The 24415-nt window shown below is 64.4% G+C and carries 21 protein-coding genes, 3 tRNA genes and 2 pseudogenes; 13 read left to right on the top strand and 13 right to left on the bottom strand.

Features of this window, described 5'->3' with window-relative positions; all coding sequences use genetic code 11:
- Positions 1 to 28: 28 nt before the first annotated feature.
- Positions 29 to 1594, bottom strand: a complete 1566-nt coding sequence (locus tag C5E41_RS13410; protein WP_181063232.1) for an esterase-like activity of phytase family protein — start codon at positions 1592 to 1594, stop codon at positions 29 to 31.
- 113 nt (positions 1595 to 1707) lie between these two features.
- Here C5E41_RS13410 and C5E41_RS13405 point away from each other — a divergent pair, with 113 nt between their 5' ends.
- Positions 1708 to 2484, top strand: a complete 777-nt coding sequence (locus C5E41_RS13405; RefSeq protein WP_104376295.1) for a maleylpyruvate isomerase family mycothiol-dependent enzyme — start codon at positions 1708 to 1710, stop codon at positions 2482 to 2484.
- A gap of 143 nt (positions 2485 to 2627) precedes the next feature.
- On the opposite strand, the gene C5E41_RS13395 is transcribed toward C5E41_RS13405, so the two are convergent.
- Positions 2628 to 3806 (bottom strand): helix-turn-helix domain-containing protein, encoded by a 1179-nt coding sequence (locus tag C5E41_RS13395; RefSeq protein WP_219823156.1) that lies wholly within the window; start codon positions 3804 to 3806, stop codon positions 2628 to 2630.
- Between the two features lie 253 nt (positions 3807 to 4059).
- Here C5E41_RS13395 and C5E41_RS13390 point away from each other — a divergent pair, with 253 nt between their 5' ends.
- Both C5E41_RS13390 and C5E41_RS13385 read left to right on the top strand, forming a co-directional pair.
- Positions 4060 to 4374 (top strand): hypothetical protein, encoded by a 315-nt coding sequence (locus C5E41_RS13390; protein WP_104376160.1) that lies wholly within the window; start codon positions 4060 to 4062, stop codon positions 4372 to 4374.
- 689 nt (positions 4375 to 5063) lie between these two features.
- A complete protein-coding gene (locus C5E41_RS13385) occupies positions 5064 to 5810 on the top strand; it encodes a DUF5131 family protein (RefSeq protein ID WP_104376159.1) in 747 nt (248 codons plus the stop codon).
- Here the strand turns inward: C5E41_RS13385 and C5E41_RS13380 are convergent.
- Positions 5805 to 6863 (bottom strand): three-Cys-motif partner protein TcmP, encoded by a 1059-nt coding sequence (locus C5E41_RS13380; RefSeq protein WP_181063231.1) that lies wholly within the window; start codon positions 6861 to 6863, stop codon positions 5805 to 5807. The two genes, C5E41_RS13385 and C5E41_RS13380, sit on opposite strands and share 6 nt — an antisense overlap.
- Before the next feature lie 757 nt (positions 6864 to 7620).
- Here C5E41_RS13380 and C5E41_RS13370 point away from each other — a divergent pair.
- On the top strand, positions 7621 to 8478 hold the full coding sequence (locus C5E41_RS13370; protein ID WP_258080955.1) for a hypothetical protein: 858 nt from the start codon (positions 7621 to 7623) through the stop codon (positions 8476 to 8478).
- Between the two features lie 51 nt (positions 8479 to 8529).
- Here C5E41_RS13370 and C5E41_RS13365 read toward each other — a convergent pair whose 3' ends face one another.
- The gene (locus C5E41_RS13365; RefSeq protein ID WP_104376294.1) at positions 8530 to 9222 is read right to left on the bottom strand and encodes a GntR family transcriptional regulator; all 693 of its coding nucleotides are present in this window, start codon (positions 9220 to 9222) and stop codon (positions 8530 to 8532) included.
- A gap of 747 nt (positions 9223 to 9969) precedes the next feature.
- On the opposite strand from C5E41_RS13365, the gene C5E41_RS13355 reads away from it, so the two are divergent.
- The 3 genes and pseudogenes from C5E41_RS13355 to C5E41_RS13345 form a co-directional block, all read left to right on the top strand.
- Positions 9970 to 10554 (top strand): hypothetical protein, encoded by a 585-nt coding sequence (locus tag C5E41_RS13355; RefSeq protein ID WP_104379566.1) that lies wholly within the window; start codon positions 9970 to 9972, stop codon positions 10552 to 10554.
- Positions 10535 to 11332, top strand: a complete 798-nt coding sequence (locus C5E41_RS13350; protein WP_104376153.1) for a replication initiator — start codon at positions 10535 to 10537, stop codon at positions 11330 to 11332. Before C5E41_RS13355 ends, C5E41_RS13350 begins: the two co-directional genes overlap by 20 nt.
- A pseudogene (locus C5E41_RS13345) lies at positions 11295 to 11549 on the top strand (site-specific integrase); the annotation flags it as partial. The gene C5E41_RS13350 and the pseudogene C5E41_RS13345, both read left to right, overlap by 38 nt.
- A gap of 72 nt (positions 11550 to 11621) precedes the next feature.
- Here C5E41_RS13345 and C5E41_RS13340 read toward each other — a convergent pair.
- The 3 genes from C5E41_RS13340 to C5E41_RS13330 form a co-directional block, all read right to left on the bottom strand.
- Positions 11622 to 11694: transfer RNA gene (locus tag C5E41_RS13340), tRNA-Arg, on the bottom strand.
- 36 nt (positions 11695 to 11730) lie between these two features.
- Positions 11731 to 11820: transfer RNA gene (locus C5E41_RS13335), tRNA-Ser, on the bottom strand.
- 86 nt (positions 11821 to 11906) lie between these two features.
- Positions 11907 to 12764 carry a dienelactone hydrolase family protein gene (locus C5E41_RS13330; RefSeq protein ID WP_104376152.1) on the bottom strand — a complete coding sequence of 286 codons (858 nt, stop codon included), beginning with the start codon at positions 12762 to 12764 and terminating at the stop codon, positions 11907 to 11909.
- Between the two features lie 174 nt (positions 12765 to 12938).
- Between C5E41_RS13330 and hisC the strand changes: the two genes are divergently transcribed.
- Entirely contained in the window at positions 12939 to 14018 is a 1080-nt protein-coding gene (hisC, locus tag C5E41_RS13325) for a histidinol-phosphate transaminase (protein WP_104376151.1), read from the top strand.
- Positions 14019 to 14034: 16 nt separating this feature from the next.
- Here hisC and C5E41_RS13320 read toward each other — a convergent pair whose 3' ends face one another.
- Complete coding sequence (locus C5E41_RS13320) at positions 14035 to 15087, bottom strand: alpha/beta hydrolase (RefSeq protein ID WP_104376293.1); 1053 nt, start codon at positions 15085 to 15087, stop codon at positions 14035 to 14037.
- Positions 15088 to 15235: 148 nt separating this feature from the next.
- On the opposite strand from C5E41_RS13320, the gene C5E41_RS13315 reads away from it, so the two are divergent.
- Positions 15236 to 15320, top strand: a tRNA-Ser gene (locus C5E41_RS13315).
- Positions 15321 to 15371: 51 nt separating this feature from the next.
- Here C5E41_RS13315 and C5E41_RS35070 read toward each other — a convergent pair.
- A pseudogene (locus tag C5E41_RS35070) lies at positions 15372 to 15539 on the bottom strand (site-specific integrase); the annotation flags it as partial.
- A 557-nt stretch (positions 15540 to 16096) separates the two neighbouring features.
- Between C5E41_RS35070 and C5E41_RS13305 the strand changes: the two are divergent.
- Positions 16097 to 17713 carry a DUF262 domain-containing protein gene (locus C5E41_RS13305; protein WP_104376150.1) on the top strand — a complete coding sequence of 539 codons (1617 nt, stop codon included), beginning with the start codon at positions 16097 to 16099 and terminating at the stop codon, positions 17711 to 17713.
- Between the two features lie 234 nt (positions 17714 to 17947).
- On the opposite strand, the gene C5E41_RS13300 is transcribed toward C5E41_RS13305, so the two are convergent.
- On the bottom strand, positions 17948 to 18673 hold the full coding sequence (locus C5E41_RS13300) for an SDR family oxidoreductase (protein ID WP_104376149.1): 726 nt from the start codon (positions 18671 to 18673) through the stop codon (positions 17948 to 17950).
- Positions 18674 to 18768: 95 nt separating this feature from the next.
- Between C5E41_RS13300 and C5E41_RS13295 the strand changes: the two genes are divergently transcribed.
- On the top strand, positions 18769 to 19605 hold the full coding sequence (locus C5E41_RS13295; RefSeq protein WP_104376292.1) for a LysR family transcriptional regulator: 837 nt from the start codon (positions 18769 to 18771) through the stop codon (positions 19603 to 19605).
- Positions 19606 to 19896: 291 nt separating this feature from the next.
- Here C5E41_RS13295 and C5E41_RS13290 read toward each other — a convergent pair whose 3' ends face one another.
- Both C5E41_RS13290 and C5E41_RS13280 read right to left on the bottom strand, forming a co-directional pair.
- Positions 19897 to 20505: a hypothetical protein gene (locus C5E41_RS13290; protein WP_146097535.1), complete on the bottom strand. Its 609-nt coding sequence runs from the start codon at positions 20503 to 20505 to the stop codon at positions 19897 to 19899.
- Between the two features lie 188 nt (positions 20506 to 20693).
- Positions 20694 to 21182, bottom strand: a complete 489-nt coding sequence (locus C5E41_RS13280) for a MarR family winged helix-turn-helix transcriptional regulator (protein WP_258080953.1) — start codon at positions 21180 to 21182, stop codon at positions 20694 to 20696.
- A gap of 122 nt (positions 21183 to 21304) precedes the next feature.
- Between C5E41_RS13280 and C5E41_RS13275 the strand changes: the two genes are divergently transcribed.
- Positions 21305 to 22294 carry an NAD(P)H-quinone oxidoreductase gene (locus tag C5E41_RS13275; RefSeq protein ID WP_104376145.1) on the top strand — a complete coding sequence of 330 codons (990 nt, stop codon included), beginning with the start codon at positions 21305 to 21307 and terminating at the stop codon, positions 22292 to 22294.
- Between the two features lie 42 nt (positions 22295 to 22336).
- Here C5E41_RS13275 and C5E41_RS13270 read toward each other — a convergent pair whose 3' ends face one another.
- The gene (locus C5E41_RS13270) at positions 22337 to 23542 is read right to left on the bottom strand and encodes a cysteine desulfurase-like protein (protein ID WP_104376144.1); all 1206 of its coding nucleotides are present in this window, start codon (positions 23540 to 23542) and stop codon (positions 22337 to 22339) included.
- A gap of 235 nt (positions 23543 to 23777) precedes the next feature.
- On the opposite strand from C5E41_RS13270, the gene C5E41_RS13265 reads away from it, so the two are divergent.
- Positions 23778 to 24371, top strand: a complete 594-nt coding sequence (locus C5E41_RS13265; protein WP_104376291.1) for a bacterial proteasome activator family protein — start codon at positions 23778 to 23780, stop codon at positions 24369 to 24371.
- The last annotated feature ends 44 nt before the right edge of the window (positions 24372 to 24415 follow it).

Below are 24415 nucleotides of genomic sequence, written 5' to 3'. Positions count from 1 at the left end.
GAACATGGGTAAAACCTGAGAATGCCGGCTAGCGCTGGCCCACCGAGACGGTGACGGTGTGCGTGGTGGTGTGTGCCGGAAGCGCCCCGGTATCGACTCGCAGAATTTCGCCGGTGTCCTGGCGGCCGTCCGGCAAGATCTTCGGTTTCAGGCCGAAGGGCGGCTGGCTGCCGGTGCTTGCGGCCAATCCGAAATCACTGTCGTCGGAGATGTAGAGCGTGCGGCCGCCGTCGGTAGTGGCGACGCCCTCGATTTTGTCGTGGCCGAAGAACGCGCCGGCCGGATTCAGCCCTGCGACCAATCCGGCGAGATCCAGGTTCGACTTCTTCGCGACCGGGGTGATACCCGCCTTGCCGAGCGCGGCGATTCCCTCGGCGGTCGATACCTTGCCGACATAGGTTTCCAGCGGTTTATCGCCGACGAGCAGGCCGAGATTCGGGTCGTATCGAGTTCCGGGAACGGCGGCTCGCGGTCCGATATCGGTGGCGCCGTTCAGATCGATCGTCCACAGTTTCTTGTTCGCCTTCGGCGCGAGTTCACCGTCGCGTTCGTCCACGAGAAAGGTGTGGTCGTCGAGTGCGGTGATTTCGGAGACGGCCAGTTTGCGCTTCGGATCCTCGAGCGGGTAGACGAATTCGGCTACGGCGCGGGTCGGCAAGTCCACAGTGACGATTCGGGTCATCGGCACCTCCCGAGCGGAATCCAATCCCGGTGTCTGCAAACCACTTTGAATCACACCGACCAATCGCCGCCCGTCCGGCGTGACGGTCAGGCCTTCCATACCCTGATTCGGCGTCCGCAGCGACAATTCGCGCGGCAGCCCGGAACCGGGTGCGAGGCGGTCGATTTCGGTACCGGACGCGCCGAAGTGCAGCAGGAACGGACCGTATTCGTCGGAGACCCAGAAGGTGCCGTCGGCCAGCGCGACCAGTCCTTCCGGGTCCAGACCGTGGTCGATGGGCGGCAAGGGGTGGCCGTCCAGGTCGCGCATGGTCTCCCCGGTCGACGCCGCGGTGTCGACGAGTCCGTTGAAGCCGACGCCGGCACGGTTCTTCAGGTCGATGGTGGATTCCAGCACCGCACGCGTTCCAGTCAGCCGGAATTTGCCGATCTTCGGCACGAAACTCGGGATGGGAACGATCTTTTCGTTCTTGCCGGGCCCGTCGGCGTTCGGGCCGCGGTCGGTGAGGCCGTAGAACTCGTCGGCCGAGCCCGGCACCGGTGTCCACGCGGACCCGAATCCGCTGCCCTGCACCGTGGTTCCACCGAACTCGCCGAGCGGCGCGATATCGGTGGTGTAAAGGTGAACCGCATCGGAGGTGGTCACCGTGAAGGTGTCCTCGCCCTGGTATCCGGGCTCCGGCGTGTAGCGCAGGGAACCGTCGGCCGTGCGGTCCAGGCGGCCGTGGGCCGGTGCGCCGAAGGCGACGGCCGCGCCGCCGCCGGTGCGGGCGGACAGATCGTCGAGCGAGACCGTCAGCGGCCGGTCCCGGTCGGTGTGCCATTGCGGTTCGCCACCGCCGGACGAACAGGCGGCGGCCGCGCAGAGTACGGCGCCGGCGAGGGCGAATCGGAGCAGATGACTGGTTCCCACCGGTGATACCTATCCTGCCGAGTCGACGGTCAGCTGTCGGGACAGTGAACAGTTATCCGACGGCAATCGAGTTCGACCAGCGCGCGTTCCCAGCGCTGGGTAGGGTCACCCACGTGACCAGCGAAGCGCCGGAATCAGCCGTTCCCGTCGACCTGCTCGAAGCCGTGCACGCGGCGACCGAGTCGCTCGTCACCGCGGTGGACGCCTTGCACGACAGCGATATCGCCGAGCCCTCACTGTTGCCGGGCTGGACGCGCGGCCATTTGCTGGCCCACCTGTCCCGCAATGCCGACGGCCTGGTGAACCTGCTGCTGTGGGCCCGCACCGGCATCGAAACCCCGCAGTACGCAAGCCAACTGCTGCGCGATTCCGATATCGAGGCCGGTGCGCCGCGCCCGCTTGCCGAGCAGCTGAGCGATCTGCGCGCCTCCGCGGATCGCTTCCTCGGCCTGGCCCGGGCCATGCCGCCGCAACGCTGGCAGCACCGGGTGCGGGCTCGCACGGGTAAGGATCTGGCCGCCGCGGTGGTGCCGTGGTTGCGCCTGCGCGAGCTCGAGATTCACCGCGTCGACCTGAACATCGGCTACCGGCCCGCGGACTGGCCGCCCGCCTTCGTGGCCCGGATGCTGCCGGAGGTGGCCGCCGGATTCGACCACGCGGCCTCCGCGCATCGCCCCGCCGACGCCAAGCCGATGACCTCCGACCCGGATCAGCCACCGCCGCCGAGCTTCACCCTCGTCGCCACCGATACCGATTTCACCGCCAAGGTGGGCCCCGACCCTTCCGATACCATTTCCGGGCCCGCAGCGGAGCTGCTGGCGTGGTTGATCGGCCGCAGCGAGGGCGTGGGGCTCACCGGATACCTGCCGAATCTGCCCGCGTGGCTGTGAGGCGCCGGTATCAGCGGTCCGTTCGCGCCGGTACCTCGAGTCGTTCGGCGAGGAAATCCAGGACGCGGTGCGGCGCGGCCTGAGTCGGTTCGACCGGTTCGTCGATGAGATGCTCGGTGAGTGCCGAATGCGCGCTCAGGTAGTCAGATCTTGACGTTCGCCCATCGGGCGAACTGCGCGAGGTTGTCCGTGCCGCGACGGCTGTGCGCCAGGACCCGGATGGTCTCGTGGACCTGAGAGTGGTTGCGGGTCAACTCCGGAGCGACCTTGCGGGCCTGCTGGAGGGTCAGCAGGGCTCGCTGTTTGTCGCCGTGCAGCAGCCAAGCGCGGGAGAGGTCGATGAAGTGGTGGCCGGCTCGTGAGGGCGCCACCGAGGCCGGCAGGCGGATATCTGCGGCACGGGAGATCGCGGTGGTTCCGTCGGACAGTTCGACTGGTATTGCTACCGAATGGATGTCGACGTTGGAAGGCCGAAAGCCGGTGCCGTAGTGGCGGAATCGGGACGAGCCGATCGCATCTGCGATCTGCCGCGCCTCGGTGAGGTGTGAGTCCGCGGTCGCGGCGTCGGCAGCGCGGGCCGCGAGAATCGATCCGCGGAGATGCAGAGCGCCACGAACTGCCAGCAGATTCGGCGAGGTGGCGATGTCTTCGCTTGCGACATAGGCACGTTCGATCGTCTTCTGACCACCGGCGTATGCGCCCGAGTAGAGCAGGATGAGGGCTCGGTTGTATTCGGCTGCAACCGGCCAGATCGGATCACCGCTGCGCGATGCGGCCCAACCGCAACGGTCGGCGGCCAGCCCCGCGAGATCCAGATACCCGTACTGGTAGGCGAAAAGCATTGCCTTGGAATAGGCGTACGCGAGAGCGGAATGTATCTCTTCCGAGCGACTGCCGGAACTCTCCGCGTCGGCCAGCAGGTGCAGGCCCCGGATCACATCCGGAAGTTCAGCCGTGAGGTCGGTGTAGCGTGCGCGACGCATTCCCTCTCGCACCCGGTCCAAAGCGGCGCTGAGGTCCTCGAATGTCACCGGCAATGCGGGCGGCTCATCGTCGAAAGACAGAATCGACCGCCGCAGTTCGGGGATCGTCGCGTGCGCCGCCGCGTCCGCCCGGACCGGCGAATAGGGCTGCCCGGTCAGGTCGCCGATCCCGACGCCCAGAACCCGCGCCACAGCGGCGATGAACGCCGGCGACGCGGCGCGGTCACCCTGTTCGACCTTCCGGAGCAAGGAGAGGGAGACAGACGCCCTCTGAGCCAGTTGGACCTGCGTGAGACGCCCTAGTTTCCGCGCCCTGGCAACGCGTTCACCAGCCCCCATCTCGTCCATAAGCCCACAGTGCCACAGGCTGTGGCATTACGCAGGCGCCTTCGGCAGCGACTCTGAATGCGGTCCGGACGTCGGGTGTCGCAGTCCTCGGCGCCCTGGCCCGACCAATGGCGGTTCGGCGAAGGGGGCTCGACACTATGACCGGTTGTGACTGGATCTTGGTTCTGCTTGCCATGAGGTTGTCGGATCTCACCTGGGCCCTGATCCGACTTCCGTCGCGGGACGAGCGGCGCGAGGAAGGCCGATGACTGATCCCCGGCCGATCGCATTGGGATGGGTCCATCCGGAGGCGAGGGCACCGGACTGGGATATGGCCCAGGTTCGACGGCTGGCGAGCCGCCTCGGCTACCGCCTTGTATGGCCGCCGGAGACAAGCCGGATTCCACTGGCAGACCAAGTGCGGGAATCGGGCGCCGAGGCCGTAATCGCGCCCTCTACCGCCCATTTCGACCCAGTTACGCTGAACGCGGTGATGGTGGTGGCCGACGTCGAGACCGTGCTGCCGCGGCTCAGCTTTGCCCGCTGGGCGACGAAACCGCCCTCCGAAGGGCGTCGATAACTTCCGGATTGCGGAAGCGAAGAGGCCCGGCTTGCTCGTAGGCGCGATAGGGCACTGTCGACGAATGCGAAACGGCCTCTCACCTGTTGACAGGTGAGAGGCCGTTCCACTGCGCGCCCGGAGAGACTCGAACTCCCAACCTTCTGATGGGTTCGGGTGTACATAGCTGTCCGCTGGAATCGTTCAGAGTGCTTGTGAAGCAACGGCTTCTGCCTTGGACGGTCTATGACATCTGGGTCGGTACGCCGATGTACGCAGACGTTTGTGCGGCCAAAGTAACGACGGTTCATGTCCGAGTCCGACGGGCCTCACCCTCCCTGTGACACCGTAATGATGCTCAGGGCATTGGGTCACCACGGTGGTAACGGCACTCTCTTCGGTTGATCGCTCCGGCTTGCAGTTCTGCCCCTTCGCCGTGTAGCGGCTCCGCACGGCCTTCCGATGGACATGACCCGATCCCAAGGGAGTTCCGTGGCAGGATGACAATCCCATGCAATCGCCGCCTCCATTCTCTGTTGTGAACCAACCATTGCTGTAATGATGTGCGGTGCACGAGTTTCGGACGATCGGCGCGGGTCGAGGATCATACGGACCACCCTTGGCGACTCGGCGGGTGCGGTATCGCGGTGATTCGCGTACTTTGAGTAGGTAGCGATATTCGAACGTGTGTTCTAGCGACGGAGGCTGAGGTGGCGGACAAGTCGTCCATCGAGTGGACCGAGGCAACCTGGAACCCTGTTACCGGTTGCGACCGGGTCTCGGCGGGATGTGACCACTGCTACGCGATGACCCTTGCCAAGCGACTAAAAGCAATGGGCGCGCAGAAGTATCAGAACGACGGCAACCCTGCAACTTCCGGCCCTGGTTTTGGTGTCACAGTCCACCCTGCCGTCCTCGACCAGCCGTACCGATGGCGTTCACCGCGTGTCGTGTTCGTCAACTCAATGAGCGATCTATTCCACGCCCAAGTCCCATTGAGCTTCATACGTGACGTATTCGACGTCATGGCCGATACGCCCCGGCATACCTACCAGATCCTCACCAAGCGGTCGCTGCGACTGGCGCGATTGGCCGATAAGCTCGACTGGCCAAAGAATGTATGGATGGGAGTTTCCGTCGAGAACTGCGACGCACTCAAGCGAGTAGATCACCTACGGCGCGTGCCCGCCGCGGTCAGATTCCTCTCCTGCGAGCCGCTGCTTGGACCGCTCACTGGAATCGACCTTAACGGCATAGATTGGGTTATCGCCGGCGGGGAGTCCGGCACGAACTATCGTCCGATGGATCTCGCGTGGGCGCGTGATATCCGAGACTCGTGCACTGCGGCATCTGTGCCATTCTTCTTCAAACAGTGGGGCGGCCGAACCCCAAAAGCGCTCGGCCGCGAGCTCGACGGTCAACTATGGAACGAGATGCCGACCGCTATGGGACTATAGGAACTTGATAAGCACACGGTCGGGGAACGTCCCCACGCGTTTCTGATTGAGGCAGGTAATTTCCCCCCTCTCCTGCATCGGCTTCAAGGTCTTAACCTTGAGATGCTCAAGGGCAAACGGCGTCCCCGTCAAAACAAAGTTCTGAACCTCCTTGACGGAAACAGTCCGACCCGAGAAATGTGCCGCCAACCGCTGGTCGAGATCAAAGGCGATCGGTTCATCAAATAGTGAATCCAGTCCGGCCACCCGATCCGAGAATTGGCAACCTGACTCGGGGTCAATCTTCCACATGGCAGACCGCATCACCTCCAGGCCCTTGAGGCTCCTGGTGCAGTGGTACAGGAAGTAACTAGTGCGCCCTCGGGATTCAACCATCTCGAAGCGGCTAACATGCTCGAATTTTCCGTAATGGGTTAGTTGGCGTTCATAGAGGTTGGCGAGGAATTCCTTTCTCTGCGTCGGCGGCAATCCTTCTGCTCCTCGATATTCGTCACATCCAAACAATGCCTGCATATTCTCCTGCTGCTGAGGATGTCCGATCCAGCGGTTGACACTGTTATACGAAAAGAGTATGAAGAGTTCGGATCGTTGATCCCTGACGAGCGAGGCTATCGTTTCAATTGGTACTTTGAATCCGAATGGGTCGACGAATGCGAACGTTGGCACCAGGGTCTTGACGCCACGGCGCTCGATGATCTCCTCGGCAAGCTCCGTAAAATCCTGGTTCCGCGTAGCGACTTTCACGTCGGACGACTGCTTATGTTCGCTGCACCATTTATCGAGCGTCGCGAATCTGGCGGGATCCTTCTCGTTGAATAGGAAGAGTGCTGTGGTGCCGGCGGCAGGACGAATCTTTGCCGCAGCCTCAAGCGCAATTCGAGGTGAGCCCGGCTCACCGTTGGCGTATACGCCGGGTCCAGCGAATCCGTCAATGAAGAGCACCCTTGTGTTCCAACTGGACATGATGGGAAACCATGCCTCGAGATAGCGTCTTAGAATTTCGTGTTTTGCCAACGTGTGGGGTTCAATTTCCCAGATTGTTTGATCCGGCACGCCTATTTCTGCCCTTCATCTGTCCTGACCCGGCCCACGATCACTTGCTCAACCCCCAGTTGCTCGCACTCGATGTTCACAGCAGGTCTTGACGTAGACCAGTCGAACACCTTCCCCCGGTCACATCGCCGCTGCCGCAGGCTCTTTCCTGCATCGAGCCAGATTATGTCGATTACGAAGGCAGCGCCATCCAAAACGTCGTTCCCACCGAGTTTGACCCGACGACCTGCTGGCCTCGTCCAGGTGCCCAAGGGCGAGAGCTGGGTGGAGACCACCATCGAAGATGGCATCGTCAAGGCTGCGTGCGGTAAGGGTTCTGTGAGGCCACAGAGCGAAGCTCGTGCGGCAGCACCGAATGGGAGCGGTGCGCTGATAGCTTTCGATCAGGCAGAGCGCCAGCCTTCCGCTCGGGAGGATCGGTTGGAAGTAGATTCGGCCAGGCGACACGAGCGGTCGACTGGGCTGGGTGCCGGCCATTCGCGCTCGGCTGCGGGAGGTCAGTCGGGGACGGCAGGCGTCGCGCCCTGCACTGCCTCGTTGATGAAAGTGGTCAGAGAGGATCAGTTGGCGTTCTGCCACGTCGCCAGAGCGGCGCCGACGCGCCCGACGCGCCGCGAGCGACGTCTTTTCAGCGAGCGGTTGCGCGGCGCCGCGTGGCGGCGCCGCTCGGCGGCGCGCCAGCGCCGCCCTTGATCCTCTATAGCCAAATTCGGCAACGACCCATGCAGGTGAGTGCATTTGCTCGCCGAAACAGGCTGTGCGCGGAGAGACTTGGAGCATGGCTGAGCTTGCGCTGACGGCGGACCGTCGTGAAGAACTGGCCGGATTGTTGGGGGACGAACAGCGTCTTCGGACCGAGTATCCGAAGGTGGCGGAGTACCTCGACACCGCGCCGATGCTGCCGGGGACGGGGAACGACCAGGCCGACGCAGCGTTCGATTTGCGGCTCGTGCACTACATGACAGGCGGGCCCTCGATCAGCGCGAACCCATACTGGAACATCGTGGCGCCATCGGTGTCCGAACATCAGGGGCGCCGGGTCGTCGACGGTGGCCGGCCTCGAGGAAGCGCGCGACTGGGATTCGCGCAGACCATCTTGCAGGCCGCCTACGCTTATGCGGTTCCGTCGCCGGAGACCGTGGCTTGGATGCATCAATTCTGCAATGGGCGTTCGGTAGTCGAGCTCGGAGCCGGCCGCGGCTACTGGGCTGCGCAGCTGGCGAACGCAGGCCTGGACGTTGCGGCGTATGACTCGGAACCGCCGGACCGGTCCGACAATCCGTCGTTCACTCAGGCCGAAGGCCAAGCGGATGTCTGGCTGAGCGTTGGTGATCTCGGGCAGTTCGCTGCGCGGTCAGTCGGCAGTGCCGATGAGGTTCTGTTCCTGTGCTGGCCGCCTGGATGGGGCAACACGATGGCGTCGGATGCGCTGGCGGCCTTCGAAGCGAACGGCGGTCGCCGGTTGATCTACATCGGTGAGCCGAAAGGCGGAAAGACCGGCGACGAAGCCTTTTTCGACGCGCTGGAATCGCGATGGAGGATCCAATCAGAGGATTCGAAATTCGTCTCTTGGTGGAATCTCGCCGATCGGGCTCAGGCCTGGGTCCGGAAATAAAAGAAAACCGCCGGTCATCCATCTTCGGATGACCGGCGGTTGTGCAGAGCTTTAGTTCTCGCTAGCTGCTTCAAGTTCCGGTTTCAAATTCATGCGGAAAACAAATGCGTAATAGCGATCCCTCGGATAGGACACATCCGAGACCATAATTACTCGCCCTGTCGCGGTGATGTAACGCTGATGGACGGTCTTCACGAGGTCGCCGGGGGTGGTCTTCAGCCACTCCGCGTGTGACGGCACCGGGATGCTGTCCGCCACTGTTTCCTCGAGTGTGGCAGCGTCGGATGTGTCCGCTACGTCGACGGGTTGGTAGCTGTCCGACACGGAGATAGGCCGGCCATCTTCGCTGGCGCGAGTGACAACGTGGGTGATCTCTTCGCCGACTGCTACGCCGAGAGCATCGGCCAGTGCTTCTGTGGCCGGAACCTTCTCCGTTGCCCGGTCGATCTGAACCGTGCTGTCGGACTCGTTCGCGAACGTCACTTCCGGGTCCTCCATCTGACGTTCGGGCGAGATCCGGATCAGGTTCGGCCGATCCGATACGAACACTCCGCGCCTACGCACAGACCGGACGAGCCCTTGGCTCTGAAGTAGCTCGAGCGCCTTCCGCACCACGATGTCGGAGACATTGTTGCGCGCCGCGATTTCCGAATAGCTCGGCAGTTGAGTTCCGGGCGGCAATTCTCCGCCGCGAATTCGGCGAGCATATTCGCCTGCGATGGAAACGTAGGCAGGTTCCGCCATGAGGCTCATTCCCTTCAATTCGAAAATCACTAGCACGTAGGACCGGAAACTAGTGTAGCGCACTTCGTATACGTAAAACCGTATTCGGACTGGTTATCGCGCGAAATATTCATGTATTCGAATCTGTATCCGAATCGACAACCTCCAGTTCAGCCCGCCTCGTCCGACGATCTAAGGGACGGCGCTCCGGCCAGTACGCCACCACGCAATACACCACGACCGACAGAGGCAGGACCACGAAAAGCAGTCCGAGGGTTTCCACGGCGTTCACCCCCGCCGTCCACTCTGCTGCATCGGCCATCGAGCGAACGACAGTCGAGGTAGGACGGCCTCGACATCAGCTAAGCCCATGAGGTTGTTCAGGGTTAGCGGGTCCAGGTGGCTTGCCGAAGGGACGATCACCGCATCGACGTCGGCCGCGCGGACCTGATCAGGCAACGGCAGCAACGAACTCGCCGGCCAAATGAGGGCATAGCCCAGATGCCTCGCCAGGCGCTGGACCTGAGCCCGATCCCAGTCTGGCGCGACGGTCACATCGGGGTCGATCCACGCGAGAGCCGTAGGGCGGAATCTCATTGCGCACACCTTCTTGTCCCGTGATGCCGCGCGTGTCGATCGTCAGCAAGCTCTCGACCGGCGGCAATAGCGTCCTCACATCGCTCAGCGTATACGAAGATACGTATACGGACAAGGCTCCTTCGGCGCGCTGACCAGTTCCTCGCGGCCTGGTGGGCGCGGCTGTTCCCGATGGTGTCGCTGCCGATCGCCGCGGTGGCCGGCCATTTCTGGTTCTACGGCTGGTTCCCGGCCCTCGGCATGACAATGGCCTCGGTCGCTGCGCTGGCCCTGTGGCGGGTGAAGGCCCCGGAATCGTTCTCCCGCTGGATCACTCGCCGTGTCCGGTCGCGGTTCCTGTCCTGGTTCCGGTATCGGCGGCAGTGGTCGCCGCGGCTGGACTATTGCAGCCTGTCCGTTCGTGACGACCTCGGCGCAGCGGTGAAGATTCCGCGGCTGCTGGGCATCGACATCGGGAAGGCCACCGACACCGTGCGAGCCGCGATGCTGCTGGGTCAATGGCCCGACGACTGGGCCAACCGTGCAAGCCATCTGCCACACGCATTCGGCGCGCAGGAATGCCGCGTCAGCATCACCGGCCCGGCTCGCTTGGAACTGGCGTTCCGGCGCACTGATTCGCTCGCTAAGCCGATTTCGGCCCCTGTTCGCACACAATCCCCGGCGGACTGGGCGGGCTGCCCCGTCAGGAAGGCGGAAACGCCGCGTGAAACCCATCAACCTCGAGGGAGGCCAGACTATGGCAGACCAACAGCCTGACACCGATCCGGCCTCGCTCGGCCCTGTCCGGGACACCGCCGCCGATCGCCGCTCGATTCCGAACCTGCACGAGATCGCCCAGGCCGCCGCCGACAAACACGGCGAGTGCCGGCGCCCGATCCCGATGTACACCTATGACCCCGATACCGGGGATACGAAATATGTTGGCGCCCCGTGCAAATCGACGCTGGAAAATGTGTGCCCCTCGTGCGCGGCCAAGGCTCGCTCCCTGCGGATGCAGCAAGCCCACGAAGGCTGGCACATCGAAACCGAACCCGTCGACATCAAACGCGACCCCACCCAACACCAACTGGAGGTGGTCGAGACCCGCGCAAGCCTGATGACCAACTATCAGGAAGCCAAGGCATCCGGCGACCAGGACATGATGGCCGGTATCCGCGAAGTGGTCTCGGACGTGGATGCGGATCTGCGCGAAACCGGTGGGCGCGGGCGCCTTCCGGCTCTCGATCCCGAGCCGAAATCGGAGCGCAAACGCTCCACCCGCCGCCGCCAGGACGTCCCCGATCTGCCACGCAAGAAGATCGACAAGGCCACGATCGGCCGTCAGTACGCGGGCAAGTACCGGCCCTCAATGTTCATCACGCTCACCCTGGACTCCTACGCCCTGGACTCCTACGGAAAAATCAATCGTGACGGCGCCACCAACGCAGACGGCAAACCGTGCTCGGATGGATCGGCCGCTGATCCCGATAGCTACGACTACCGGCGTGCTGCAGAACAACCTTCGTCGATCGCTGCGCGCCGCCCTACCCGATGACCTGAAGTGGATCACCCCGTACTCGCTGCGGCGGACCATCGGAACGGTGATTCGTGACGGGCTCGGTGTCGAGCAGGCACAGGCCCAGCTGTCGCACGCTCAGCTGGCGACGACCGAACATCACTACGTCGAACGGCGCACGCACGGACCGGACGTTCGCGAGGTCCTCGACCGGTACGCGAAGGAAAATACGGATCCGAATGTAAGGGGAAAGTGAGGGATTTCACCCCGATGATCTTGGAAGGAAAGAGCCCCCGATCTGCTGATGCAGCTCGGGGGCTCTTTTCTGCGCGCCCGGAGAGACTCGAACTCCCAACCTTCTGATCCGTAGTCAGATGCTCTATCCGTTGAGCTACGGGCGCAGGTCCTGTTCAGTTGTGTGCCCGGTTACCCGGGCGTGGCGGAGGCGAGAGGATTTGAACCTCCGGTCCCCGTGAAGGGACAACTCATTAGCAGTGAGTCCCATTCGGCCGCTCTGGCACGCCTCCTGGAGCCTTCTTTCGAGGGCGCCGGTCCTTTCGAACCGCCGAGAGGCAAGAGTACAGAGCAACCGGTCAGGACGCAAAACGGCTGGTCAACGCAGGTGGCTGTCGAACCAATCGAAGATTCTGGTCTGTGCGTCGATCAGCAGCCGCTTCTCGTCTTCGGGCAGCTGCTCGAAGTCGGCCATATCGAATCCGGGCGTGTCCGGCCGGTGATGCAAGCCGGGGTAGCTGACCACCAGAGTGGCCACCGCGGCTCGCGCCGCCGCGTCGCGCAGGCGTTCCACATGGTCGGCCGGGTTGACGGGATCGTCGTTGCCGTAGAGACCGAGCCACGGAGCCTGCAACTGTGGGGCGGCGTCCACCAGCGCCGTCGCCTCCGCGGTCAGCGGCTCAATGATGCCGGGTGCCGCGACGCTCACCGCGGCCCCGATGGGCCGGTTCGTAGCGACCAACAGGGCGGCGGTGCCGGCATTGTCGAAGCCGAGCACGCCGACGGTGTCGGGGAAGACTCCCCGGCCGACCAGCCAGTCGAAGCATGCGTCGAAATCGGCGAACAGATCCGCGCCGAACACCTGCTCGACCTCCGCGCCGTCCGCGACCGCGGTGGCGAGCGCACCCGGCCCGTCGGAGACGCGCGCCCCGACCGCGGCGAGATCGCGATCGTTGGCCGTCCCGGCGCCGTCCCCGTGGCCGCGCTGCCGATCGAAGCGGTGGAACAGATTGGGCGCCACCATGATCCAGCCTTCGCCGGCGAGCGATTTCATCATTTCCAGCAATACATCGGCAAACTGACGGGACTCGTGGAGTACGACAATGCCGCCGCGCGCGTAGCCCTCCGGCTCGATTACCGTGATGGGCACCCGACCTCCGGCCGCCGGGTCCGGAGCGCCGTCGACCACCTGCCCGCTGTCGCGCAATGGTGCTTCATCTCGATAGATGCCCGACATGAAACCAGGGTAGTTCGCATCCGTTACATTCGGGAGAAGTTGCACGGAAGTACCCATTCCTCGGAAAATTTTCCGACATACCGCCCAGCCGGTTCGGAGTGGCCGGCGGGCCGCCGGGACCTCCGAAACAACCGCGGCGAGCCGTCGCGACGTGCGAGGAATTAAGGTGTTGGGGTGAGTGCTCGTATTCGTCCGGACCTGGAGTCCATTCCGGCCTACGCTCCGGGGCGCAGCCATCCGGGCGCCGTGAAACTGGCCAGCAACGAAACCACCCAGGGGCCGCTCCCGAGCGTCGCCAAGGTGATCGCCGAGGCGGCCGAACTCATCAACCGGTACCCGGACAACTCCTCGGGCGAACTTCGAGCGGCCCTGGCCGAATTCCACGACGTAGCGGTCGAGAATGTCGCCATCGGCTGCGGCAGCGTCGCGCTGTGTCAAGAGCTGGTGCAGATTACATGCGCCTCCCCCGCCGACGAGGTGGTGTTCGCCTGGCGCTCGTTCGAGGCGTATCCGATCGTCACGCAGGTCGGCAACGCGACGGCCGTGCCGGTGCCGCTGAACGCCGAATTCGCGCACGATCTGGATGCGATGACGGCGGCGATCACCGAGCGGACCCGGCTCGTTTTCGTCTGCAATCCGAACAACCCGACCGGAACGGCGTACGGCCGCGCCGAATTGACCCGCTTCCTCGACGCGATCCCCGACGACGTGCTGGTAGTGCTCGACGAGGCGTACTTCGAATATCTGCGCCTGCCGGCCGACGATCGGGCCGACGGCGTCAAGATCGGCCGAGGCCGCTCGAATGTCGTTGTGCTGCGCACCTTTTCGAAGGCATACGGGCTGGCGGGGCTGCGTGTCGGTTACGCCGTGGGCGATCCGGAACTGATCACCGCGCTGATGAAGGTGCACATCCCGTTCAGCGTGAATCGGCTGGCGCAGGCCGCGGCCGTCGCCTGCCTGCAGGCGCGGCACGAACTGCTCGACCGCACCGATCATGTGGTGGCCGAGCGGGAACGCATGCGCGAGACGCTGCTGGCGGCCGGATACCGGGTGCCGCCGACCCAGGCCAATTTCGTCTGGCTGCCGCTGGGCGAGCACAGCGCGGAGTTCGGCGCGGCCAGTGCCGAAGCCGGAGTTCTGGTGCGGCCCTACGGCACCGACGGGGTGCGGGTGACCGCGGGCGATCCACACGAGAACGATCGGTTCCTGAGTTTCGCCACCGCCCCGGACACGGTCGCGCGCTTCGCCGGCTGACCCGGCTCCGCGGCGGTCAGTGCACGCCGAGGGCTCCCGCTAGCGTCGGCCAGGCCCTCGGCAGCTCGTCCTTCCAGTACGGCCAGGAATGCGTCCCCACCGGACGCAGATCGACATCCGCCGGGATCTGCATGCGCTCCAGCCGATCCGCGAGCGCCATGGTGCAGGCGTTGGCACCGGCCTCGAGCGGACCGCCGAAACCGACGGTCGAGAGCGCTTCCGGATTACCCGGGCCGTCGTAGGGACCCGGCACGCCCGAACCGGCGGACAGGAAGATCGCCTTACCGCGAAGAGTGTCGGCGTGCATCATCACGTCGTGGGCGAGCCAGTCCGGATCGTCCTGCTTGCCGAACATATTGTCCGGATCGCCGCCGTAGGTGCGCACCACCGCGCGTGCCTGCGCCTGGCCGAAATCGGAACCCATTGCGTAGCAACCACTGTGGGCCGCGATAGCGCGATAAGCCTGCGGGTTGCGTATCGCCAGCATCATCGCCGCCTCCGCCCCCATCGAGACGCCCTCCACGGCATCGCGGCCGTTGCCTTCGAATGTCGCGTCGATCAGCGGCGGCAGTTCGCGAGTGAGAAAGGTCTCCCACTTGTTGGTGCCGAGCACCGGATCGGGATGCTGCCAATCCGTGTAGTACCCCGCCGGGCCGCCGATCGTGAGGACCACGTTGAGATCCTTGTCGGCGAAGAACTGCACCGCACCACCGCGCTCGGTCCAGTTGTTGTACGCGTTGCTCGCGCTGCGCCCGTCGAGCAGATAGAGGGTCGGGCGCGGATGACTACGGTCCGCCGGAAGCAGCACCTGCACCTGCACCGTGCGTCCCATCGCCGGGGAATTCACGAAGACCCGCAACCAGCGATCGTTGATCGGTTCGATGCGGTCGATCGAGGCGGTGGCCGGACGGGGATCGTCCAGCGCCGGAGGCGGCCCCTCCGCGGAACCCGAATCGGCCGGGGGCGCGGGCGCGGCGGCCGTCAGCGGCGCTCCCCAGATCGCCCCACTCACCAGGAGTGCGGCGATGATGGCGCCGGACAGCCGACGCCGTATCCGGCGACGAACCATGGCCGCCATCCTGCCAGAGGTCGCCCGAGGCGTCGAAAACCCACGACGGCCCGATCCCCGGCGAGTCTTCCGGGGCTCCCCGGACCGATTCGGCATCCCCGCACCCTCGCCAGTAGGCTGAGACACCGTTCCGGCGTGCCCGGAACGAGGTGGGTTGCCCGAGCGGCCTAAGGGAACGGTCTTGAAAACCGTCGTGGTTCACGCCACCGTGGGTTCAAATCCCACACCCACCGCAGGTGAGGGGCTGTTTTCCGGTTCGTCGGTCGAGTCCTGCACGGGTTCGCCCGCAGCTGGCCCGCAGCGGCTTCGGCGCCCGCGTCCATCCCAGCAGCAACGGTGTCCAGGTCATCGGGGAACAGGTGGCCGTAGAGGTCGAGTGTCAGAGTCGCGGTCTTGTGCCCGAGCATGCGTTGCACGACCTTGATGTTGGCGCCGGCACTGATAGCCAGCGATGTACGGCGCCGATCTATCGCGACTTGATCCGCATATCTGTCGATCGGGCACCCCGTTCACCGGGGCACTCGATGAGCTGCTTGAGCTCCTTCGACGTCCGCGACAAGGTGCCACGCCCGCTGGCTATTCGTATTGAGCACGTCGACACACTCGCAGCCGCAGCGTATTGGGTTTAGCCCGCCGGCGGATCCGCATAAATGCCTCCCCGGTAATTCTGGCTACAGACCGGGGCCGGGCACCACGCCGCCCCGAATTGGAACCTTTCCCCAGTGCGGGTGCCGGTTATCCTCGTGCCGGTCTTCCCTGGCCCAGATTCCTTCTTTCAGTCCTCTCTTCTCGCGCTTGGCCGCGCCGACCAGCGCTAAGTACTCAACTGTCTAGCTGCCTGCCAGACGCCACCTCGAAAACCGCGGGTCGACAGGGAAACTTAGCTGGCTCTTAAGGATGGACAGAAGCCCGCCTTCAAGAGTCCGGCTCCGTCTTCCGTTTGTGCCGCCACGTTTCATTATCTGGTTGTAGAGTACAGCTAGACCAGTTACCACAAGCGACCGAGGAAATGATGCCACTAACCATCCGGAGAATCCTTGAGCAGGTCCAAAACGGCACCATCAGAGTGCCAGCATTCCAGCGCGGGTTCGTCTGGGATGCTGAGCGTGTTGCTTATTTAATGGACTCGATCTATAAAGGCTATCCTTTCGGAGCGCTCATCTTGTGGCGGACAAAAGAAAAGCTAAATTATGAGCGACAGCTCGGGCCATTTGAGTTGCCGGATGTCGAACCTGAGTACCCAATTGACTACGTTCTCGACGGGCAGCAGCGACTAACTTCCATTTTCGGGGTGTTTCAGACAGAGCTGACTCCGGCGGAGGATGCGCCGTGGACTAAGGTCTACTTCGACATGAGCGCAGAGGCGGATCTTCAGGAAAGTCAATTTGTCTGCCCGCAGGCAGGTGAGCTGGATGCGAGTCAGCACTTTCCGATAGGAACATTTTTCGACGTCACAGCTTACCGTAAGGCGACCGAACCTCTTCCGGCGAAGCAAGCTGAACTGATAGACCGCGTACAGTCCGTCTTCAAGGAAGCAACGATCCCGACACAGGAGGTTGCTACTGAGGACAGGGCTAAGGTTGCGATTGTATTCGAACGTGTTAATCGGCTAGGTGTCGAGTTGGACACGTTCCAACTTCTATCGGCCTGGACATGGAGCGACGACTTTAACCTGCAAGAGCGGATAAGAACACTCGCAGACGAAGTATCAGATCACGGATTCGGGGATATATCAGAAGACACTAATCTCATACTCCGATGCTGCGCGGCCGTTGTGGCTAAGGACGCTTCCCCAGCCACCTTGATGGGCCTTAAGGGTGCGGATGTACGTGCGCGGTTCGACGAGATCGAGAACGGCGTCAAGGGAGCGATTGATTTCTTGCGATCAAATTTGAAGGTAAGGACGCTTGCCAACCTTCCCTATTCGTCGTTACTGGTACCACTTGCGGTATTCTTTGCTGTCGAAGACGGTAAGAGCATAAGGATGAGCGATGGACAACGCGCCGCAATCGAGAGATGGATCTGGAAATCCTGCTTCTCGCGCAGATTTAGCGCTGGCGTACTACGCAATCTAACGCGCGATATCACCGAGATGATTGCACTGAGGGAGCGTGGCACATCAAATATTGATTCCTTCGGAGTCACGCTCGACGAAGAGTACTTTTTGGACCAATCCTTCACAATAGGGACCGTCCACACCAAAACTTTGATACTACTCTTGGCTAACAGGATGCCCCGTTCATTCATATCTGGCACAGTTATTGACTTAGGCCCGGTGCTTCAATCCTACAATCGAGACCAGTTCCATCACTTAATGCCCAGGAGTTTCCTGAAGAAGCTTGGAAAAACCACCACAGAAATCAATAGGCTGGCAAACTTTGCAATTATCTCGGCGATCGACAACAACTTGCTCTCCGGCGATGCACCAAGCGTTTACAAGAAGAAGATGCCGCCCGCGTCAATCGACGAAATTCTAAGGTCTGCCGCATGCCCTAACTCGCTCTTCGATGACGATTACGAGACTTTTGTTCGAGCCCGAGCACGAGCATTGTTGGCTTATGCCGATTTTCTAATGCATGGCTACACAAGATATAAGGGGTTGAACGATCCCGACGAGTGCCTCTGAAACTGCATTCATGTCACCAGCCGACGAGGTTTTCTGCCGCGGGCCAGCAACCGGCCCGCGGCAGCCTCCGACGCAACCAACCTCCACCAACTTAGCCAGCAACTGGTCAGCTCACACGCCCAACGTCACAAAACCGCCACGAATCACCAAAAGCCCGCCGGGCTACTTTGAAAACCGTCGTGGTTCACGCCACCGTGGGTTCAAATCCCACACCCACCGCAGGTCAGGGGCCTGTCACCAGGGCACTGTTCCGGCGTCGGAAAAGAATCCGCCGGTCGGTCCGTCGTCGGGCAAGGTGGCGAGGTGGATTGCGATCGCGGCGCCCTGTTGCGGGGTTCGGACGCCGCGGAAGCCGTTGAGGTCGGTGGCGGTGAAACCGGGGCAGCCGGCGTTGATCAGGATGTTGGTGTCGGCCAGTTCCTTGACGTATTGGACGGTGACTGCGTTCAGGAAGGTCTTCGACGCCGCGTAGGCAGCGGAAATCGGGCCGGTGTCCGTGCCGGGTGTGGTCTGCAGCGTGAGGGAGCCGACGCTGCTGGACATGTTCACGATTCGCGGCGCTGCCGAAGCGCGCAACATGGGCAGCATCGCGTTGGTGACACGGATGACCCCGATCACGTTGGTTTCCACGGCAGCTCGCACGGTCGCGGGATCGACCGAGGTGGGAGCCTGCGGCATGCCGCCGGTGATCGCGGCGTTGTTGACCAGGACGTCGAGCCCTCCGGCGCGGTCGGCGATCAGATCGGCCGCGGCGGCCACGCTCGCGCCGTCGGTCACGTCGAGCGGAACGCCGAAGGCATCGATCCCGGCCGCGCGTAACTTCTCCACCGCCGTGTCGCGGCGGTGTCCATCGCGCGCGCCCACACCGATGCGCCAGCCGAGGGCGCCCAGCCCCGCCGCGATCTCGTATCCGATTCCCTTGTTCGCGCCGGTCACCAGCGCGATCGTCTGTTCACTCATACCGTCGATCCTGGTTCGGTCTCAGGTGGCGGGTCCAACACCGACTGGGTGGCCGTTGATACCGCACGGGTATCAATGCCGGATACGATGACGTGGTGGAGACGCGGGAGTTGCGATACTTCGTCGCCGTCGCCGAGGAGTTGCATTTCGGGCGAGCGGCGCGGCGGCTCGCCATGGCACAACCACCGCTGTCCCGGGCGATCCGACAGCTCGAACGGCGTCTCGGCGTGGTTCTGCTGCATCGCACCACTCGTTCGATCGCCCTGACCGAGGCCGGGTCGGTGCTTTTGCGGGAGGCCCGTGCCGCGCTCGCCGCGGTCGAAGCCGCGGAGCGCCGCACTCGCCGCGCCGCCGGTCGGCCCGGTGTCGTGCTGGCCACGAAGGCCGGAGCGTCCAGCGAACTGCTGTCGAAGCTGCTGGACGCCTACGCCGCCGAACCGGGCGCTGTCCCCGTCGAGGTGCTGCTGTGCGGGCCCGGCGAGCAGGAGGCGCTGCTGCGCGACGGCCGTGCCGACGTCGCTCTGCTCCACCGGCCCTTCGACACGACCGCCGGACTCGACACCGAGGCTCTGCACACCGAACGACAGGTTCTGGTCCTGCCCGCGGGCCATCCCCTCGCCGACCGGCCCCACCTGTCGTTGGCCGAGGTCTCCGCGCTGACCGATCTGCCCCTGCCGCGCTGGCCCCGACGGGACGGGAGCTATCCCGACGGCTCCGGCCCGCAGGTTCGCGACCACACCCAGCTGGCCCAGCTGATCGCGCTCGGACGAACCTGCGCGGTGATGCCCGAGTCGGTCCGAACCCAGCTACGCGACGGTCACGCGATCGTGCCGGTGCCGGACGCGCCGGCGGTCACGACCGTCATCGCCTGGCCACCACACAGCAGATCCAAAGCCGTCGCCGACCTCGTCCGCACCGCGACACGTCTCTAGCCGACACCGTGGTTCCACGGCCGCCTTGTGCCGATTCGTCAGGTGAGCGAAGCAACACCGGTTCGCAGGCATGCGCGTCGACGACTATGGCGCCAACCGGCGTATCGGTCGGCGCCGCAGTCGTTTCCAGTCTTGATTCGGTTTCGCCGTGGTGCCGGAAGGGCTATCTGCAGAGGCGATGGGCGCCGCCACGGCGCCGAGCGGCATGGCTATCTCCGGTCCGGCACATGCCTGCTCGTCGTCGTGTGCACATCGACGGACAAACGGGAACAACGTCCCTGGTCAACTCCGCTAAGAGCCGCTGTGATCTCGGTGTCCGAGGCCGCCACGATGGATGGTGCTGCTGGTGATCGCTCCACCGCTAGGGTCGATGCTGCCGGATCGGTAGATGGCGGGGGTGCGGGCGAGGCTCGGGAGCGGGGTGGCGTAGCTACCGCCCGCGACGCGAGCGCCGATCGCTGGGGCGACCACCCGGTTGCGAGTCGTGTAGTAGTACCACATGGCAGCACCCACAGCACCGCCCGCGAGGCCGGCCGCGGCGTACTCGGCGGCGGTGGCATCGTCGCCGACATAGGTTTCCGTCGCATCGTCGCACTCGGTGTCGTCGACGCGGACCCCGCTGACAGCGTCGGCACACACCGCGGCATAGTCGTCGGCCACCGGCTCGATCGTGGCCGGCGCGACGGTCGTGGTCGGCGTGCTGAGAGTGCGCATCGCCGTCCACGCGGTGGACGTCGGTATCGATGCGGTGGTCGGTGGGGTCGACAGGGTCGTCGTGCTCGTGGTTCCGGTGGCCGCGGGCGAATCGGGAAGTGCGCAACCAGCTGCCAGATACATCCCCGCGACGGCGGGTACCAGGATCAAAATCGGTGCTGTGCCGTGCTTTCGGTGAGTGCTCATCGGGCCGGCCGTCCCCCAATCCAATCGAAATCGGAATCGTTCCCACAGCGGGTACTGCAGTTCGATCGGGTGCAGTGACAGGAGCGTTACCCGCCTGCTTCTCCGATCGGAACGCCGGCGGGCGATTCGGTTCGAACGGGGTATCGGTGGAGCTACACCCGGCACGCCGACGTTCGCCGCGCGTCAGCTCAGGTTCGCCGCGGATCGGTCTTGGCGTTCACTCGGTCGAAGGCGTCGCCGATGGCGGTGAGTTCTTCGGGGCTGAGCAGGTCTACGAAAGTGCGGCGGACCGCGGCTACATGGCCGGGGGCGGCGGCGCGCAGGCGGCGCATACCTTCCTCGGTGAGGTGGGCGCGGACACCGCGGCCGTCCTCTTCGCAGCTGGTGCGGCGGACCATGCCCTGATCCTCCATGCGGCGGATCTGGTGGGTGAGGCGGCTGCGCGAGGACAGCACACCGTCGGCGAGATCGCTCATCCGCAGCGAACCGCCCGGGGCCTCGGAGAGCATCACCAGGATGCGGTATTCGGGCAGGCTCATATCGCTGTCGGCCTGGAGCTGGCGGTTCAGTTCCACCATCAGACGCTGGTGCCCGTCCATGAAGGCACGCCACGCCCGCTGCTGTGCCGAGCTCAACCACGGCGGCGATGCCGGGCGACCACTCGGTTCGTAAGCCATGGCGTCATTCTATTGGCCCGAATGGAAGCAATGTCGCCTGGTCAGCGACCCGCGGACAAGATCACCCGGAGCGGATCCACAGCCGCACCCGTTCCAGCGCGGCGAGCACATAGAGTCGAGTTATGTATGCGGTGACATTGGACGGTTTCGGTGGACCCGAGGTGATCCGCTGGGCGGAGGTGCCGGATCTGCCGCCGCCCGGGCCGGGCGAGGTGGCGATCGACGTGGTGGCGGCCGGGGTCAATCGCGCGGATCTATTGCAGCGCCAGGGTTTCTATCCGCCACCGCCGGGTGCCAGCGACATCCTGGGCCTCGAGGTGTCCGGCGTCGTGGCCGAGGCCGGCGCAGGCGTGCGGGATCCGCGGCCGGGCGATCGGGTGTGCGCACTGCTGTCCGGCGGCGGCTACGCCCAGCGCGTGGTGGTCGCCGCGAGTCAGGTACTGCCGGTGCCCGAAGGCCTGGATCTGGCTGCGGCAGCGGCACTTCCGGAGGTCGCCGCCACCGTGTGGTCGAATCTGGTAATGCGCGCCGGATTACACGCCGGGCAACTGCTACTCGTCCACGGCGGCGGTAGCGGCATCGGGACCCATGCCATTCAGGTCGCGGTGAATCGCGGTGCGCGCGTCGCGGTGACCGCTGGTTCACAATACAAATTGGATCGCTGCGCCGAATTGGGTGCGAGCATCGGAATCAATTATCGGGAACAGGATTTCGTGGAAGTTATCGGCGAATTGGGTGGCGCCGACATCATTCTCGACAATATGGGCGCGAAATACTTGCCGCGTAACGTCACCGCCCTCGCCGAGGACGGACAGCTGTGTGTGATCGGCATGCAGGGCGGAGCGAAGGGCGAACTGAATCTGGCGGAGCTGCTCGGTAAGCGCGGCACCATCCATGCCACCAATCTGCGTAAGCGGCCGGCCACCGGGCGGTCGAGTAAGGCCGAGATCATCGCGGAGTTGCGGCGGCAGCTGTGGCCGCTGATCGCGGAGGGCGCGGTGGTGCCGGTGGTACATGCCGAGATCCCGGTCACGGAGGCGGCGCACGCGCACGAACTGCTCGATTCGGCCGAAACCGTCGGCAAGGTGGTCCTGCGCATCGACGAGGCGTGAACGTCCGCCGCACCCGGCGACCACGCGTCGGACGGCCGTGACCTACTTCTCCAGTGAGTTCAGCGCCCGGCCGAGCTGTTCGATCTCGAATTTCGATGTGTAGGGCGCCAATCCGAGGGTGACCGCGCCGCCCTCGTCGTTGACGCCCAGCGCGTCGAGCAAGCGGCTGCCGCCGTGCGCGCCGCTGACCGTTCCGATGCGGTGATCGGCGAGTTCGGCGGAGATCTTCTCCGCCTGCATCCCCGCGATGGTGAAGCTGACCGTGGGGATGCGGGTGGAAGCGCGGCCGATCACGGTCAGATCCGGGACCGCGTCGAGCACCTCCATCAGATGTTCGAACAGCTGGTCGTGATAGTCCTGCAGCGAGGTAATCGATACCTCCAGCCGCTCCCGGCGGCTGCCGGTGGCCTGTTCGTCCAGCCCGGCGAGATAGTCGATGGAGGTGGTCAGGCCCGCCAGCAACGCGTACTGATGTCCGCCGACCTCGAGCCGCTCGGCGCCCTTGGCGTAGGGATTGAGCGACATCGAGGGAATGCGATCCAGAAATGCCGGATCGCGGAACACCAGCGCGCCGATCTGCGGGCCACCCCAGGCCGGCGCGGAGAGAGCGACGACATCGGCATTGAGTTCATCGATGTCGATCAGAGCGTAGGGCGCCGCGCCGAAACAGTCGGCCACCAGCAGCCCGCCCACCTCGTGCACCCGGTCGGCGGCGACCCGGACCGCGGGCGCGGAACCGACGATCGGCGAGGCGGCGGTGACGGCGACCAGTCGCGCGGTCGGGCCGATCAGTTCCTCGAACTGCCAGGCCGGCATCTCGCAGGTTTCGATCTCCACCTCGGCCCAGCGCACGTGGGCGCCGTAGCGGTTGGCGATGCGCAGCCATGGGGCCACATTGGCCTCGTCGTCCAGGCGCGAGAGCACGATGCCGGTGCCGAGCCCGAGCCGCGAACTCAGCGATTCGGCCAACCAGGCCAGCAGGACGGCCCGGTCCGGGCCGAGTACGACACCCGCCGGATCGCCGCCGACGAGATCGGCTACCGCCTCCCGGGCCGCGTCGAGAATCGCACCACTGCGGCGCGCGGCGGCATGACGATTGGTGTGCGAAAACGCAGAGGTCCGGAAACCGGTTGACACGGCGCGCGATACCGAATCCGGGACCAGCATTCCTGCCTGTGGGTCCAGATGGATCCAGCCGTCGCCCAGGGACGGTATCAACCCCCGAACCCTCGCGACGTCGTAAGTCATGCTGGCCACTCTAAGGGCAGCGGGCAAGTCGGCGGAACCGTGCGCCGACCCAATGCGATATCACGCGACATGGCAACCGACTTTCACAAACCGAACCACACACGAGGCTGACAGAACCGCAACAGAATACTTCCGCCCGAAATCGGACCGCATACCCCGTTCCGGCACGGCGCCCCCACCGGGCGATGCGTCGTTCACTTAGCGCTCGGCGCGGGAAGCAGACATCATGGATGCCATGACGCAATCGGACGGAGCACCGGATTCCATCGTGGTGATCGGACCCGAGGGGCGGCCGCTGGTTATTCCGGCCGGCGCCCAGGGTGAGGCGCCGTTCGCCGGGCAGGTGGTCGGCGAGGGCGAGACCGACGCCGAGGGCGCGCAGACCAGCGGCGAGGAATCACTCGCCGATATGGTCGAGCAGCCCGCGAAGGTGATGCGGATCGGCACCATGATCAAGCAGCTGCTCGAGGAGGTACGCGCGGCTCCGCTGGACGACGCGAGCCGCAGCCGGCTCAAAGAGATCCACAGGACCTCGGTGCACGAGCTCGAGCAGGGTCTCTCCCCTGAGCTGCGCGACGAACTCGAGCGGCTCGCGCTGCCGTTCAGCGAGGATTCCGTGCCGTCCGATGCGGAACTGCGGATCGCCCAGGCCCAGCTGGTCGGCTGGCTGGAGGGTCTGTTCCACGGCATTCAGACCGCGCTGTTCGCCCAGCAGATGGCGGCCCGCGCGCAGCTCGAGCAGATGCGTCACGCTCTGCCGTCGGGTGCGCACATCCCGCGCGAAGGCGGACAGGGTGGATCGGTCACCGGGGGCGGTCAGTACCTCTGAACACCGCCGATCATCGGATACCCTCGAGCCCCCACCGGCGGGGA

Origin of the sequence: Nocardia nova (assembly GCF_002933465.1) — a bacterium.
GTDB lineage: Bacteria > Actinomycetota > Actinomycetes > Mycobacteriales > Mycobacteriaceae > Nocardia > Nocardia nova_B.
Note: the sequence above shows the minus strand (reverse complement) of the source record. Positions and strands in the feature narration are given on the sequence as shown.